The following is a 14,622-nucleotide window of genomic DNA, read 5'->3' as shown; positions in this document are numbered from 1 at the left end:
CCCCGAATGATCGAGGTTGTCATCGCAGGCGCGGGACCCAACGGCCTGATGCTCGCCTGCGAACTCGCCCTGGCCGGTGTGCGCCCGGTCGTCCTGGAACGTCTCGCCGAACCGGACGACAAGCAGCGCGCCAACGGCCTGGTGGGCCAGGTCGTTCGCATGCTCGACCGGCGCGGACTGTACGAGCGGCTGGCCACGTCCGGCGCCGCACCCACCACACCCGAACCGACGCCCCGTTACACCTTCGGCGCGTTCCCGCTCGAACTGAGCGATCTGCCGGACAACCCGCTCTACACGCTGATGGTGCCGCAGCGCAGGATCGAGCGCGTGCTCGAGGAGCGCGCGGCCGAGCTGGGTGTCGAGATCCGTCGTGGCCACGAGGTCGTCGGGCTGACGCAGAACGGAAAGTCGGTGACCGTCGAGCTGCGCGGACAGGCGCCGATCGAGGCGGAGTTCCTGGTCGGGGCCGATGGCGGGCACAGCACGGTCCGCAAGCTCGCCGGGATCGAGTTCCCCGGTGTGTCCAGGGACGACTCGGTGTCGCGCTCCGGACATGTGAGCGTGCCGCCGGAGCTGATCGATGCCGATGGTGGCCTGGTCGTGCCCGGTTTCGGCGTCATCCCTCCGTTCCGGCATCTGCGGACCGAGCACGGCCTGATCACCTGGGGGCCGTTCCCGGAGAGCGGTCCGGTGCTGAACACGGTGGAGTGGGGGCAGCCCGCCGAGGGCGAGGCCACGCTGGAGGAACTGCGCGCCAGCGCCCGCCGGGTGCTCGGCGCGGACCTGCCGCTCGGCCCGCCGGCCGTGCCGGGACCGCATCTGATGCGGCGGCTGTTCGGCGGCAACACCCGGATCGCCGCCCGCTACCGCGCGGGCCGGATACTCCTGCTCGGCGACGCCGCGCATGTGCACGCGGCGATCGGCGGCCCGGGGCTCAACATGGGGCTGCAGGACGCGGTGAACCTCGGCTGGAAGCTGGCCGCGGAGGTGCGCGGCCACGCGCCGGAGGGGCTGCTGGACACCTATGAGACGGAACGGCAGCCGGCGGCGCGCCGGGTCGCCATGCACACCCAGGCACAGTCGCTGCTGACCCGGCCGGGCGACGATGTGACGGCGCTGCGCGAGCTGTTCGGCGAACTGCTCGAGCAGCCGACGACACGGTCCCATATCGCGCGGCTGCTCTCCGGCGCGGACCTCACCTACGACATGGGACCGGCGGCCGGGCCGCTCGTCGGCCATTGGGCACCGGACCTGCCGGGCCTGCCGCACCTGCGCGAACTCACCCGCACCGGGCGCCCGCTCCTGCTGGACCCCACCGGTGGACTCGACGCGGGCCCCTGGGCGGCGCGTGTCGAGACCGTGACCGTCCCCGGACTCGACACCGCGCTGCTGCTCCGGCCCGACTGCTACATCGCCTGGCAGGACACCACGGGCGACGGCGACGGTCTGCACGAGGCGCTGGGCACCTGGTTCAGGGCCGTCTGAGACTGCCCGAAGCCCGAGACGGTCTGAAGCCTAGGCAGCCAGTCCGGGTGCTGGACAAGCACTACCTTCGGTAGTGTGCGGGCGGGTGGCCGAGCTAGGGGACAATCATGATGGGAAGTCGAAGCCGTTTCGATGCGGCGGACATCGCTGCGGCTGCCTGCGGCTGGATCATCATCGTCGCGATCGCAGCAACTCCCGGATTCCTCTTCCACGATGACCAACTGACCACGCTCCTGGTGGCCGTCGGGACCGTTGTCGGCGGGGGCTGGGCTTGGCTCAGATTGCGTTAGCGGTTGAGCGTCATCGGATGCGAGCGGTTTCCGCGCTTGAGCTGCATGCCCAGGTAACGACGTGCATCCGCCCCTTGTCGTCACGTCCGGCGTCGCTCGCGGCGAGCCGGGTGAGGTAGTCGGCGGATGCCGGTTTGGTCGTCTCGAAAACGGAGGAAGCGGAAGAGGTCATACGCCTCAGTCAAACTGAACGGGCCGCCCCCGGTGCGCGTTACGGGCCGCCCCCGGTGCGCGCGTTGCCGGACACGGCGGGAGGCGAATCCGGGCGCGTGGCCGCGCACATGTCTTCCCCCGGGCGCGTGGCAACCGGTTTCATGGACCAACGCTGATCGACTGCGCTCGCAAGCGCGCGAGGAGGTCCGAGGTTGTCCGCGCTCTCCGCCCCCACCGCCCGCCCCCGGCCCCGCCCGCACCACCCGCCGCACACCTCCCGCCGCCTGTGGTCCCCGCGGTTGCGCCGCCGACTGGCCGCCGACGCCGCGCTGCTGGTGGTCGCGGCGGCCTTCGTGCTTCCGCTCGCCTGGCTGGTGCTGGCCTCCGTCGACGGCGAGGCCACCCTGCGGCTCTCGGCGCCCGGCTCGCCCACGCTGGACAACTTCTCGGCGGTGTGGACGGACGAGATCACCTTCACGCCCATGCTCAACAGCCTGCTCCTGTGCGGCGGCGCCACCGTCCTGACCGTCGCGTGCGCGGCCCTCGCCGCCTATCCCCTCTCCCGCTTCCGCTCCCGCGTGGTCCGCCCGTATCTGCTGACGGTGCTGTTCACCACCTGTCTGCCGATCACCGCGATCATGGTTCCGGTCTACGGACTGTTCGTCCAGGTGGACCTCGTCGACACCATGTCCGGCACGGCCCTCTTCCTCGCCGCCTCCCAACTCCCCTTCGCCATCTGGCTGATGAAGAACTTCATGGACGGCGTCCCGGTGATCCTGGAGGAGGCGGCGTGGACCGACGGCGCGTCCTGGCTGCAGAGCCTGACCCGGGTGATCCTGCCGCTGATGGGTCCCGGCATCACGGTGGTGATGATCTACAGCTTCATCATGATGTGGGGCAACTTCTTCGTCCCCTTCATGCTGCTGCTCTCCCCCGAACAACTCCCCGCGTCCGTCTCGATCTTCACCTTCTTCGGCAACTACGGCCAGGTCGTCTACGGCCAGCTGGCCGCCTTCTCGATCCTCTACTCGACCCCCGTGATCCTGCTCTACGTCCTGATCTCCCGCCGCCTGGGCGGCGGCTTCGCCCTGGGCGGCGCCGTCAAGGGCTGACGGGGGGTGACGAGGGATGACGGATCACAAGGAAGCGCGCCCCCGGCCGCGGACCCTGGCCGCGGACCCCGCCCGTGGCCCCCGGCCGCGCTGATCACCCCGCACCCGTCCGGCCGCCCCTCCGCGCGGGCCTCCCTCCGCGGCCCCTCGCGGTCCTCCCCCACCAGCACACCGGCCGCCGCGGTCCCGATCGCCCACGGGGGGATCGAGACCGCGGCGGCCGGTACGGCGTCCAACGGGCGGAAGCCGAGGGGGAAGCCGGGGGGAGCAGCCGGTGTCGGAAGGGGCGCGGGCGCGGCGGCTCAGAAGACCGACTCGGCCTCGTCCATCCGGTCGGCCGGGACGGTCTTCAGCTCGGTGACCGCCTCGGCGATCGGCACCATCGTGATGTCGGTGCCGCGCAGCGCGGTCATCATGCCGAAGTCGCCACGGTGCGCGGCCTCCACGGCGTGCCAGCCGAAGCGGGTGGCCAGCACCCGGTCGTACGCGGTGGGCGTGCCACCGCGCTGCACATGGCCCAGGATGACCGGGCGGGCCTCCTTGCCCAGCCGCCGCTCCAGCTCGGCCGCGAGACGGTTGCCGATACCGGTGAACCGCTCATGGCCGTACTGGTCGATCTCGCCCTTCTGGTAGTCCATGGAGCCCTCGGCGGGGTGCGCGCCCTCGGCGACGCAGATGACCGCGAACTTCTTGCCGCGGGCGAAGCGCTCCTCGACCATCTTCACCAGCGCGTCGACCTCGAAGGGCCGCTCCGGCAGGCAGATGCCGTGGGCGCCGCCCGCCATTCCGGACTCCAGCGCGATCCAGCCCGCGTGGCGCCCCATGACCTCGACGACCATGACCCGCTGATGCGATTCGGCGGTGGTCTTCAGCCGGTCCATCGCCTCGGTGGCGACGCCGACGGCGGTGTCGAAGCCGAAGGTGCGGTCGGTGGAGGAGATGTCGTTGTCGATCGTCTTCGGGACGCCGACGATCGGCAGCCCCGCCTCGGAGAGCATCCGGGCGGCGGTGAGGGTGCCCTCGCCGCCGATCGGGATCAGCACGTCTATGCCGTAGTCGCGGGCGTGGTCCTTCGAGGTCTCGCACGCCTCGCGCAGCCGGGCCCGCTCCAGCCGGGAGGAGCCGAGGATGGTGCCGCCGCGGGCGAGGATGCCGCTGACGTCGTCGAGGTCCAGCTTGCGGTGACGGCCGTCGAGGAGCCCCTTGAAACCGTCCTCGAAGCCGATCACCTCGTCTCCGTGGCCGGCGACCGCGCGGTGCACCACCGACCGGATCACAGCGTTGAGGCCGGGGCAGTCGCCGCCTGCGGTGAGAACTCCGATGCGCATCGTGCTGTGTCTCCTGCTCCCTACGGGTAGATGTGAGCCAGTCTGATTGTTTCATGGGCGGGGTGGTGCTGTATCCCCCAAGTTGACAAGCGCCCTAATCACGGCCACAGGTATTGTCAAGAGGACCGGGCCGTTCAATGTGGCCGTTTTGTGTCCGACGGGCGCACAGAAGGAAAACACCGAGGAACGCCAGAGGAACGGAGAGCACGCGTGACGCGCAGCGTGTACGTGACCGGGGTCGAGCGTGGCGACGGACGCCAGGTCGTCGAGCTGGGAGTCATGGAGCTCCTGACCCGCCATGTCGACCGGGTCGGTGTCTTCCGCCCCCTGGTGCACGACGGCCCCGACCGCCTCTTCGACCTGCTGCGGGCCCGCTACCGGCTCAGCCAGGCGCCGGAGTCGGTGTTCGGCATGACGTACCAGGAGGCGGCCGGCCTCCAGGCCGAACGGGGCACCGACGAGCTGGTGTCGCAGCTGGTCGGCCGGTTCCACGAGGTCGCCGACGCGTATGACCACGTCCTGGTGCTGGGCAGCGACTACGCGGCCACCAGCCTCCCCGACGAGCTGGGGCTGAACGCACGGCTCGCCAACGAGTTCGGCGCCTCGGTGATCACCGTCGTCGGCGGCCAGGGCCAGACCGCCGAGTCGGCCGGCGCCGAGGCCCACAACGCCTACCGCGCCTACCAGGCGCAGGGCTGCGACGTCGTCGCCGTGATCGTCAACCGGGTGGCGCCGGAGGACCGCGGGGTCATCGCCGAGCGGCTGGCCGCCCGGCTCCCGGTGCCCAGCGCCGTGCTGCCCGAGGACGGGTCCCTCTCGGCGCCCACCGTCTCCCAGATCGTCAGCACCCTGGGCGCCGAGGTGCTGCTCGGCGATCACACCGGACTCTCCCGGGACGTACGCGACTTCGTCTTCGGCGGCGCGATGCTGCCGACCTTCCTGCCCGCGCTGACCGAGGGCTGCCTGGTGGTGACGCCCGGGGACCGCGCGGACCTGATCGTCGGCGCGCTGGCCGCGCACAGCGCGGGCGCCCCGCCGATCGCCGGGGTGCTGCTCACCCTGGACGAGCGGCCCGGCCCGGACATCCTGGCGCTGGCCTCACGGCTGGCCCCGGGGACCCCGGTGGCGTCGGTGGCGGGCGGCTCCTTCCCGACCGCGGGCGAGCTGTTCGCCATCGAGGGCAAGCTCACCGCCGGCTCGCCGCGCAAGGCGGAGACCGCGCTGGGCCTCTTCGAGCGGCACGTGGACACCGCCGCGCTGACCGAGCGCATCTCGGTGGGCCGCTCCAGCCGGGTCACCCCGATGATGTTCGAGCGCGAGCTGATCGAGCGGTCCCGGTCCCACCGCCGCCGGGTGGTGCTGCCCGAGGGCACCGAGGAGCGGGTGCTGCGCGCCGCCGACGTCCTGCTCCGCCGCGATGTGTGCGATCTCACACTGCTGGGCGAGGAGGACGCGATCCGCAAGCGCGCCGCCGAGCTCGGCATCCAGCTGGCCGAGGCGCGGATCGTCGATCCCCGGACCTCCCCGCTGCGGGAGCGCTTCGCCGAGCAGTACGCCCGGCTGCGCGCCCACAAGGGCGTCTCCTACGAGCTGGCGTACGACGTGGTGGCCGATGTCTCCTACTTCGGCACGCTGATGGTCCAGGAGGGCCTGGCCGACGGCATGGTGTCGGGCGCGGTGCACTCCACCGCCGCCACCATCCGGCCCGCCTTCGAGATCATCAAGACCGCGCCGGGCGCCCAGATCGTCTCCTCGGTCTTCTTCATGTGCCTGGCCGACCGGGTGCTGGTGTACGGCGACTGCGCGGTCAACCCCGACCCGGACGCCGAGCAGCTCGCGGACATCGCCATCCAGTCGGCGACCACCGCCGCCCGGTTCGGGGTGGAGCCGAGGATCGCGATGCTCTCGTACTCCACCGGCACCTCCGGCTCCGGCGCGGACGTGGACAAGGTCCGCAAGGCGACCGAGCTGGTCCGCGAGCGCCGCCCCGATCTGCTGGTCGAGGGCCCGATCCAGTACGACGCGGCGGTGGACGCCGCGGTGGCGGCCACCAAGCTGCCCGGCTCCGAGGTGGCGGGCAGGGCCACTGTGCTGATCTTCCCGGACCTGAACACCGGGAACAACACCTACAAGGCCGTGCAGCGCTCGGCGGGCGCCGTCGCGGTCGGCCCGGTGCTCCAGGGCCTGCGCAAGCCGGTGAACGACCTGTCCCGCGGGGCACTCGTCCAGGACATCGTCAACACCGTCTCGATCACCGCGGTCCAGGCCCAGTCCCCGGTCCAGACCCAGCCCCCGGCATCCCCGGCATCCCCGACGACCCCGACACAGAAGGCGCAGTCCGCGTGAACGGCTCCCGAGTCCTCGTCCTCAACTCCGGCTCCTCGTCCGTGAAGTACCAGCTGCTGGACATGGCCGACGGGTCCCGGCCCGCCTCCGGCATCGTGGAGCGGATCGGTGAGGGGCCCGTCACCGACCACGCCGCGGCGCTCAAGCAGGTCGCCGACGAACTGGCCGCGCGGGGCCTGGGCCTGGACTCGCCCGAGCTGGCGGCGGTCGGCCACCGGGTGGTGCACGGCGGCACCCGGTTCACCGAGCCGACCCTGATCACCGATGAGGTGGTCGAGGAGATCGAGAAGCTGATCCCGCTGGCCCCGCTGCACAACCCGGCCAACGTCACCGGGATCAAGGTGGCCCGCTCACTGCGCCCGGACCTGCCGCAGGTCGCGGTCTTCGACACGGCGTTCCACTCCACCGTCCCGGAGGCGGCCGCGCGCTACGCGATCGACGTGGAGACCGCCGACCGCTGGGGGGTGCGGCGCTACGGCTTCCACGGCACCTCGCACGCGTACGTCTCCCGGGCCACCGCCGCGCTGCTGGGCAAGGAGCCCGCGGAGGTCAACACGATCGTGCTGCACCTGGGCAACGGGGCCAGCGCCTCGGCGGTGCGCGGCGGCCGTTGCGTGGAGACCTCGATGGGGCTGACCCCGTTGGAGGGGCTGGTGATGGGTACCCGTTCGGGGGACATCGACCCGGCGGCGGTCTTCCACCTGTCCCGGGTGGGCGGTATGTCGACCGACGAGATCGACACGCTGCTCAACAAGCGCAGCGGGCTGGCCGGGCTGTGCGGGGACAACGACATGCGCGAGATCGGCCGCCGGATGGCCGAGGGCGATCCGGCCGCGCAGCTCGCCTTCGACATCTACATCCACCGACTGCGGAAGTATGTGGGCGCGTACACCGCGGTGCTCGGGCGGGTGGACGCGATCGCGTTCACCGCCGGCGTGGGGGAGAACTCCGCGGCGGTCCGGGAGGCGGCGATGCGCGGCCTCACCGCGTTCGGCATCGAGCTGGACACCGTCCGCAACGCGCTGCGCTCCGCCACGGCGCGGCTGATCTCCGCGCAGAGCAGCCGGGTCGCGGTGGCCGTGGTGCCCACCGATGAGGAGCTGGAGATCGCCAGCCAGACGTTTGCCCTGGTCAGCGCCTGATTCCCGGCGCCGGCTCCGTTGTGCCCATGCCGAGAAAATTCCGCTACGAAACAAACCGATAGGATCTGCCCCATGCGCCGTTCCAAAATCGTCTGCACTCTGGGTCCCGCCGTCGACTCCTACGACCAGCTGAAGTCCCTCATCGAGGCCGGGATGAACGTGGCCCGGTTCAACATGAGCCACGGAAGCCACCCGGAGCACGAGGAGCGGTACCACCGCGTCCGCAAGGCATCGGAGGAGACCGGGCACGCCGTCGGGGTGCTCGCCGACCTCCAGGGCCCCAAGATCCGCCTGGAGACCTTCAAGGACGGCCCGGTGGAGCTGGTCCGCGGCGACGAGTTCATCATCACCACCGAGGACGTGGAGGGCGACCGGACCATCTGCGGCACCACCTACAAGGGGCTGCCGGGCGATGTGTCCAAGGGCGACCAGGTCCTGATCAACGACGGCAATGTGGAGCTGCGGGTCACCTCGGTCGAGGGCGCCCGGGTGCGGACCATCGTCATCGAGGGCGGGGTGATCTCCGACCACAAGGGGATCAACCTGCCGGGTGCGGCGGTCAATGTGCCCGCGCTGTCCGAGAAGGACATCGAGGACCTGAAGTTCGCCCTGCGGATGGGCTGCGACATGGTCGCCCTGTCCTTCGTCCGGGACGCGGCCGACGTCCGGGACGTCCACCGGGTCATGGACGAGGTGGGCCGCCGGGTGCCGGTGATCGCCAAGGTGGAGAAGCCGCAGGCGGTCGCCAACATGACCGAGGTCGTCGCGGCCTTCGACGGGGTGATGGTGGCCCGTGGTGACCTCGCGGTGGAGTACCCGCTGGAGAAGGTCCCGATGGTGCAGAAGCGGCTGGTCGAGCTGTGCCGCCGGAACGCCAAGCCGGTGATCGTCGCGACCCAGATGATGGAGTCCATGATCACCAACTCGCGGCCGACCCGCGCCGAGGCGTCCGACGTCGCCAACGCGATCCTGGACGGCGCCGACGCGGTGATGCTCTCCGCCGAGTCCTCGGTCGGCTCCTACCCGATCGAGACGGTCAAGACCATGTCCCGGATCGTCCAGGCCGCCGAGCAGGAGCTGCTCTCGCGCGGTCTGCAGCCGCTGGTGCCCGGCAAGAAGCCGCGCACCCAGGGCGGTTCGGTGGCCCGCGCGGCCGCCGAGATCGCCGACTTCCTGGGCGCCAAGTCGCTGGTGGCCTTCACCAAGTCCGGGGACACCGCGCGCCGGCTCTCCCGCTACCGCGCCCAGCAGCCGATCCTGGCCTTCACCACCGATGTGGCCACCCGCAACCAGCTCACGCTGAGCTGGGGCGTGGAGTCCTTCGTGGTGCCCTATGTGGAGCACACCGACGCGATGGTCGACCTGGTGGACGCCGAGCTGTCGAAGCTGGGCCGCTACACCGAGGGCGACACCATGATCATCACCGCCGGTTCGCCCCCCGGCGTCCCCGGCACCACCAACATGGTCCGGGTCCACCACCTGGGCGAGGCGAGCGCGTAGCTCCCCCTCGCCGAACGCGTCCGTGGGCACCGCCTGGTGAGTGAGGCGGTGCCCACGGGCGTTTCCCTCCCGGAGGAGGGGTGTGCGGCTCCCGAACAGGTCCGTGCCGGCGCGGGGTCACTCCCCGGTCTTGAACAGGTGCATACCCGGTATGGTCAGATCCCCGCCGAACTGACCGGCCTGCTTGACGGTGACCCCGGTGAAGAACACCTCGGGGATGTTGACCGGCGGCGGGCTCTTGGGACTGAAGGTGATCGGGATCAGCCCCAGGAGGTTGCCCGACAGCTCCTCGGTGTACATGGTCACCGTGCCGTTGCGGATGGTCGAGGTGGACCCCTCGCGCGCCTGGACGTGGGTGGTGGTCCCGGCCGGGCCCACCACCAGCTGGTGCAGGTCCTTGATGTCCACGCCCGAGGCGGTGAACTTCAGTACCTTCTTCAACTGGCCGCCCTGCGTCCTGACCTCCACGATGCCCTTGTAGTCCAGGCCGTGCAGGGTCAGCAGCGTGCTCTTGAGGGTCCAGGGGTCCTCGGGCAGCAGGTTCGCGGCCGGATCGGTCTCGGCGTTCTCATACGCGTCGGCGTCGAACTCCGGGCAGGGGAACGCCTCCTTGCCGCCGTCGGCGTCCTTGGAGGCGGACGAGGACGGTGAGGGGGACGCCTCGTCGGTCTTGTCCTCGCCCTTGGCGGCGTCCTTGGCGTCCTTGGCGGTCTTCCCCGCCTTGTCGACGGTGTCCTCGACGCCCTTGCCCACCTTGTCCACTGTGTCCTTGACCGGATCGGCGGACGTGCCGGACGTCTTGGACGGAGTGGGCGACGCGCTGGGCCCGGCACTCGACGAGGGGCTCGGCGAGGCGCTCGGCTCCGCCGACGCGTCCTTGTCCGTGCTGTCGGGGTCGTCGGAGGCGTCGGGGTCGTCGGGCGTGAGGATGTCGTGGAGCGCGTCCCCGAGCCCCAGCGGGTCCAGGGGGTTCTTGGACGGGGAGGGGCTCGGCGAGGCCGAGGGCTCCTCCGTCCGCTTCTCGTCGCCACCGGACGACGGAGCGTGCGAGCCCGACGGGGACGGCGTGGGGGTGGGCTTGGTGTCCGACGCTCCCCCGGAGCCGTCCCCGGAGTCCTTCCCGGACGAACCCTTCGAGCCGTCGGTGTCCTTGGCGTCCTCGGCGTCCTCGGTGTCCTTGCCGCCCTTGGCGTCCGTGTTCTGCCCGTCGCCCTTGGCGTCCTCGTCCCGGCCGCCGGAGTCCGAGGCGTCCTTACCACCCTTGGCGTCCTTACCGCCCTTGGCGTCCTTACCGCCCTTGGCGCCCTCGTCGCCCTTGGCGTCGTCCTGGTCGGCCCCGTCCGGCTGGGACACACACGGTCCGGCCTTGTAGCGGTCCTCGGGCCGGGGGTTGGCCGAGGCGAGCTGCGGAGTGAGCCCCATGCCCATCAGCACGGCCGAGGGCATGGCGGCCAGCGCTATGGCCTTCCCGGCGGGCATCTGAAGACGAGTGAGCACCGACTTCTTCGGCGCCGCGTGCCGCGGGCCCGTTCTGACCCGGCGTGGGCTCGCGCCCACCGACTGCTCGGGTCGGTCTTCACCCCGCACGGTGCCTCCCATTCCTGGCTTCCTCATCCGGTGCGGACCCGGCCCCGGCCGGTTCCGGCACGCTTCCACCGTTCCCGTCGTCCTCGGGCGCGGCCCCCGGCTTCCCGGCCGGCTGCGCGGAGGGGGTCTCACCGGGCGCCCAGGCGATGCTCATACCGCCGCCGAACAGCGCGAGCAGGAATCCCATGAGGAAGCCGCCGAAGTTCGAGACGGGGATCGACACCAGCCCGAGCAGGATCGTGGCGACTCCGGCGAACACCCGGACCATCGGCTGGAACCACATGGTCAGGCCCAGGACCACCAACAGCACACCGATGATCAGCGAGGCCGATCCGGCGGTGGTGGACATGTTGATGGTGAATCCGCCCGCGTTGAGGTTGTTGTACGGGAAGTACATGATCGGCACCCCCGCCAGCAGGCTCAACAGGCCCGCCCAGAACGGGCGCTGCCAGCGCCACGCCCGGAAGGACCCCCGCAGGCGGCTGATACGGTCACTCGCCCCCGGCGACTCGGCACTCATTGAAAACAGCTCCCTGGGGCCGGCGATCGGTGTGATCGCGGATGTTCTACAGCGGTACTCATGCCGGCGCATGCGCGCTGCCGGGCGATGCCCGGGTGAGGGGCAGCGCCGCGGCCCCCCACCCTCTGCTCAACGCGTCAGAAGCACTCGTTCTTGCCCTTGCTGACCTTCATCGAAAGGCCAGAGAGCTTGAACGTGCCCGCGCTGGTCGCCCAGGCGGTCTGCTTCACACCGGTCAGCGTCGCGGTATCGGCCTGCTGGGCGAACGAGCCGGGAAGGGCCTTGTCGCCGTCCTTGATGCCGGGACCCTTGTTGATGTCACCCGCCGCCACACCGATGTCGATCCCACGGAACGTCGCGTCCGCGTCCAGCTGATCGAGATCGATGAAGAGGTTCTTGGCCTCGACCCGCTTGGCTCCGTTACCGGCGGACAGCTTCAGCGACACATCGCCGAAGAGCGGAACCGGAATCACCACGGACTGGCACAGGCCCTTGAGCTTCGCGCTCTTGAACGCCGACACCGCGACGGGGACGTTCTTGCCCCCGTGCTGGGTGTCGAGCGCCCCGTACTGGGCGAACCCGGTGCCGTCGAGCCGGTCGACCGAAACCTTGAACTGCTGACCGGACACATTGAACGAGGCCGCGAGCGCACCCTGGGACAGGGCGACGCCGATCGCGGCCGTGGCAGCAACGCTCGGCACCATGACAACGGCGAACCGCTTCCATCTGGTGCCGCCACGAGCCACGGACTCCATGACTTTCCTCCTTCTCGGACGTACATCTCCGGTCGGGGCGAGGCCCCGGACCTGGGATGGGAGAAGTGCTACGTCCTCGGGAAGGAGAGCGCCCACGTCTCACAGGCGCACACCGCACCCGCGACACCGGCGATCACCCCCGAGCGACAACCACTGGCCACGCAATCTCGCGCAACCTCCTGGACAGGCCCTGCCCGTTGGGCAGAGACCCCCCTGTCCACGGCCGGCGCCACTGCCGCCGGCCGGCCCGGTGGGGACCCGACCACCCCGACGCGCCGACCGGATGCCGGGCTACGGAGGGTTGGACCGAGCTTGGCCGATCGTGGTCCATTCACGGCGCGGGCACAAGGGGTTCGTTACTAGCGAGTAACGGACGGATAACCGAAGTGCGGCAGGACGGTCGAGACCGGGCACGCAAGGTTGCCGGAGGGTGACCGGAAAGAGAGGGAGATTTACTCCAGGACCGGACAAAGCCCAAGTCCCTATGTACTGGCAGTAACAGCGACCGCGTTTACCAAGTTTTGGTAAAGAGCGGTCGCTGTGCCGTTTGAGGACTCCGAGGTCAGAACAGCACGCGCGCCAACGCGCCGCGCGCCGCCACCACCCGGGGGTCCTCGCCGCCGATCACCTCGAACAGACTCAGGAGATGAACGCGGGCGGCGTCCCGGTCCTCCCCCGCCGTACGGCGCACCGTGTCCACCAACCGGCCGAAGGCGTCCTCCACATGACCGCCCACCAGGTCCAGGTCGGCTGCCGCGATCTGGGCCTTGACGTCCGCGGGGTTCTCCGCGGCCGCCTTGCGCACCTGCGTCGCGTCCACGCCCTGAACGCGCCGCATCAACTCGGCCTGGGCCAGGCCCAGTTTCGCCTCGGCGTTGCCGGGGGCGTCGGCGAGCACGTTCTGGTACGCCCGCACCGCACCGTCCAGGTCATTGGCGTCCAGCGCCTGGTGGGCCGCGGCGAGCGCGATGTCCTCCGGCGACTCGGGGGCCGCCGGGGCGCCCTGCTCGGCCTGGGCGCCGGGTTCAACCGGTGTACCCACGATGCCGAACTGCTGCTCCGCCGCCTGGATCAGCTGATCCAGCACCTGCCGGACCTGCGCCTCCGGCGCGGCACCCTGGAAGAGCGGCACCGGCTGGCCGGCGATCACCGCGAAGACGGCGGGGATGCCCTGGACGCCGAACTGCTGGAAGAGCATCTGGTTGGCGTCGACGTCGATCTTCGCGAGGACGAACCGCCCCGCGTACTCCGTGGCCAGCCGCTCCAGGACGGGGCCGAGCTGCTTGCACGGCTCGCACCACTCGGCCCAGAAGTCGATCACGACAGGCACTTCGGTGGAGCGCTGCAGGACGTCCTGCTGGAAACCCGCTTCGTCGACATCGAAGATCAGCGGGCCGGGTGCGGGCGCGCCCCCGGTGCGGGCGGCCTCGGCCCGCGCCTTCTCCGCCTTCTGCTTCGCTTCTCCGGCCGCCTTCACCGCGGCGAGGTCGACCACTCCACTCATGGACATGTTCCGTGGCTGCATGGTCCTATCCTCCCCTCTTCCCGCGGTGAAGGGAAAAGCGCACCGGCCGGTGGACCGGCCGGGCACCCCCCTTACGCTACGAGTCGTAGCGTAACTCACCCGGGACGCCCTCGGTACTGGCCGGTAGGGTTTTGGACATGAGCCCGTCCGCACGCCGCACCGGACGCCCACGCAGCGCCGAGGCCGACCGCGCCATCCTGGGGGCCACGCGTGCCGCCCTGGTGGAGCTGGGCTGGGCGAAGCTGACACTGAGCGATGTGGCGGCCCGCGCCGGGGTCGCCAAGACCACTCTCTACCGCCGCTGGGCGAGCAAGTGCGAACTGGTGGTGGACGCGGTCGCGGCGGTCTTCGACGAGCATCTGGAAATGGCCGACCACGGCAGTCTGCGGGCCGACGCGGAGGCCGCGGTGATCCAGCTGGGCACGCTGCTGGAGCGCCCCGAGACGGGCACCGCCCTGATGGCCGTCATCGCGGAGGCGGTGCACGACGACGCGCTACGCGCCCGGGTGCGCTCGGCGATCGTGGACCGGCAGAAGCACCTGGTCGCGATCGGCCGGGAGCGCGCCCGGCTGCGCGGGGAGCTGCCGCGCGAGGAGGACCCGCGCGAGGCGGCCCGCACCGCGGACCTGATCTTCGACGTGATCGCCGGAACGGTACTGCACCGGCTGATGGTCACCGCGGAACCGGTGGACCCGCGGTGGGCCCGGGACTTCACCGAGCTGCTGCTGTACGGGATGACCGGGGCGGCCCCCGGCGGCACACCGGCCGTATCCGACGCCGCGAAGGCCGTATCCGCGGCGAAGGCCGTGCCCGCCGCGAAGGCCGTGCCCGCGCCGGAGCCCCGGTGCGCCCCGCGGGCCGGGTCCGCCGCGGACCAGG

Annotated in this window: 10 protein-coding genes and 1 pseudogene; 6 read left to right on the top strand and 5 right to left on the bottom strand. The window is 70.9% G+C overall.

Translation table 11 applies throughout. The features are described from left to right. The first annotated feature begins 6 nt into the window (after positions 1 to 6). Both AXW62_RS21525 and AXW62_RS21515 read left to right on the top strand, forming a co-directional pair. The gene (locus AXW62_RS21525; protein WP_060945979.1) at positions 7 to 1,485 is read left to right on the top strand and encodes an FAD-dependent monooxygenase; all 1,479 of its coding nucleotides are present in this window, start codon (positions 7 to 9) and stop codon (positions 1,483 to 1,485) included. A 655-nt stretch (positions 1,486 to 2,140) separates the two neighbouring features. Next, a complete protein-coding gene (locus AXW62_RS21515; protein ID WP_370682927.1) occupies positions 2,141 to 3,040 on the top strand; it encodes a carbohydrate ABC transporter permease in 900 nt (299 codons plus the stop codon). Between the two features lie 302 nt (positions 3,041 to 3,342). Here the strand turns inward: AXW62_RS21515 and AXW62_RS21510 are convergent, their stop codons facing one another. After that, entirely contained in the window at positions 3,343 to 4,368 is a 1,026-nt protein-coding gene (locus tag AXW62_RS21510; protein ID WP_060945977.1) for an ATP-dependent 6-phosphofructokinase, read from the bottom strand. A 210-nt stretch (positions 4,369 to 4,578) separates the two neighbouring features. Here AXW62_RS21510 and pta point away from each other — a divergent pair, with 210 nt between their 5' ends. The 3 genes from pta to pyk all read left to right on the top strand — a co-directional run bounded on the left by pta (position 4,579) and on the right by pyk (position 9,356). Beyond that, positions 4,579 to 6,714, top strand: a complete 2,136-nt coding sequence (pta, locus tag AXW62_RS21505) for a phosphate acetyltransferase (RefSeq protein ID WP_060945976.1) — start codon at positions 4,579 to 4,581, stop codon at positions 6,712 to 6,714. Further along, positions 6,711 to 7,856, top strand: coding sequence for an acetate kinase (locus AXW62_RS21500; RefSeq protein ID WP_060945975.1), 1,146 nt, complete (start codon positions 6,711 to 6,713; stop codon positions 7,854 to 7,856). Before pta ends, AXW62_RS21500 begins: the two co-directional genes overlap by 4 nt. Before the next feature lie 72 nt (positions 7,857 to 7,928). Beyond that, on the top strand, positions 7,929 to 9,356 hold the full coding sequence (pyk, locus tag AXW62_RS21495) for a pyruvate kinase (RefSeq protein ID WP_030823822.1): 1,428 nt from the start codon (positions 7,929 to 7,931) through the stop codon (positions 9,354 to 9,356). A gap of 117 nt (positions 9,357 to 9,473) precedes the next feature. Here pyk and AXW62_RS21490 read toward each other — a convergent pair whose 3' ends face one another. From AXW62_RS21490 to AXW62_RS21475, 4 genes are all read right to left on the bottom strand, one after another. Beyond that, positions 9,474 to 10,853 carry a hydrogenase expression protein HypF gene (locus tag AXW62_RS21490; RefSeq protein WP_422398415.1) on the bottom strand — a complete coding sequence of 460 codons (1,380 nt, stop codon included), beginning with the start codon at positions 10,851 to 10,853 and terminating at the stop codon, positions 9,474 to 9,476. Positions 10,854 to 10,932: 79 nt separating this feature from the next. Further along, positions 10,933 to 11,463: a DUF6114 domain-containing protein gene (locus AXW62_RS21485; protein ID WP_060945973.1), complete on the bottom strand. Its 531-nt coding sequence runs from the start codon at positions 11,461 to 11,463 to the stop codon at positions 10,933 to 10,935. Positions 11,464 to 11,600: 137 nt separating this feature from the next. After that, complete coding sequence (locus tag AXW62_RS21480) at positions 11,601 to 12,218, bottom strand: DUF6230 family protein (protein WP_030823827.1); 618 nt, start codon at positions 12,216 to 12,218, stop codon at positions 11,601 to 11,603. Between the two features lie 562 nt (positions 12,219 to 12,780). After that, a complete protein-coding gene (locus AXW62_RS21475; RefSeq protein WP_060945972.1) occupies positions 12,781 to 13,743 on the bottom strand; it encodes a tetratricopeptide repeat protein in 963 nt (320 codons plus the stop codon). Between the two features lie 137 nt (positions 13,744 to 13,880). Between AXW62_RS21475 and AXW62_RS21470 the strand changes: the two are divergent. Then, a pseudogene (locus AXW62_RS21470) lies at positions 13,881 to 14,498 on the top strand (TetR/AcrR family transcriptional regulator); the annotation flags it as partial. Positions 14,499 to 14,622: the final 124 nt, after the last annotated feature.

The organism is Streptomyces hygroscopicus subsp. hygroscopicus (assembly GCF_001553455.1).
Lineage (GTDB): Bacteria > Actinomycetota > Actinomycetes > Streptomycetales > Streptomycetaceae > Streptomyces > Streptomyces hygroscopicus.
The sequence above is the reverse complement of the archived record's forward strand: the minus strand, read 5'-3'. Positions and strand labels throughout refer to the sequence as shown.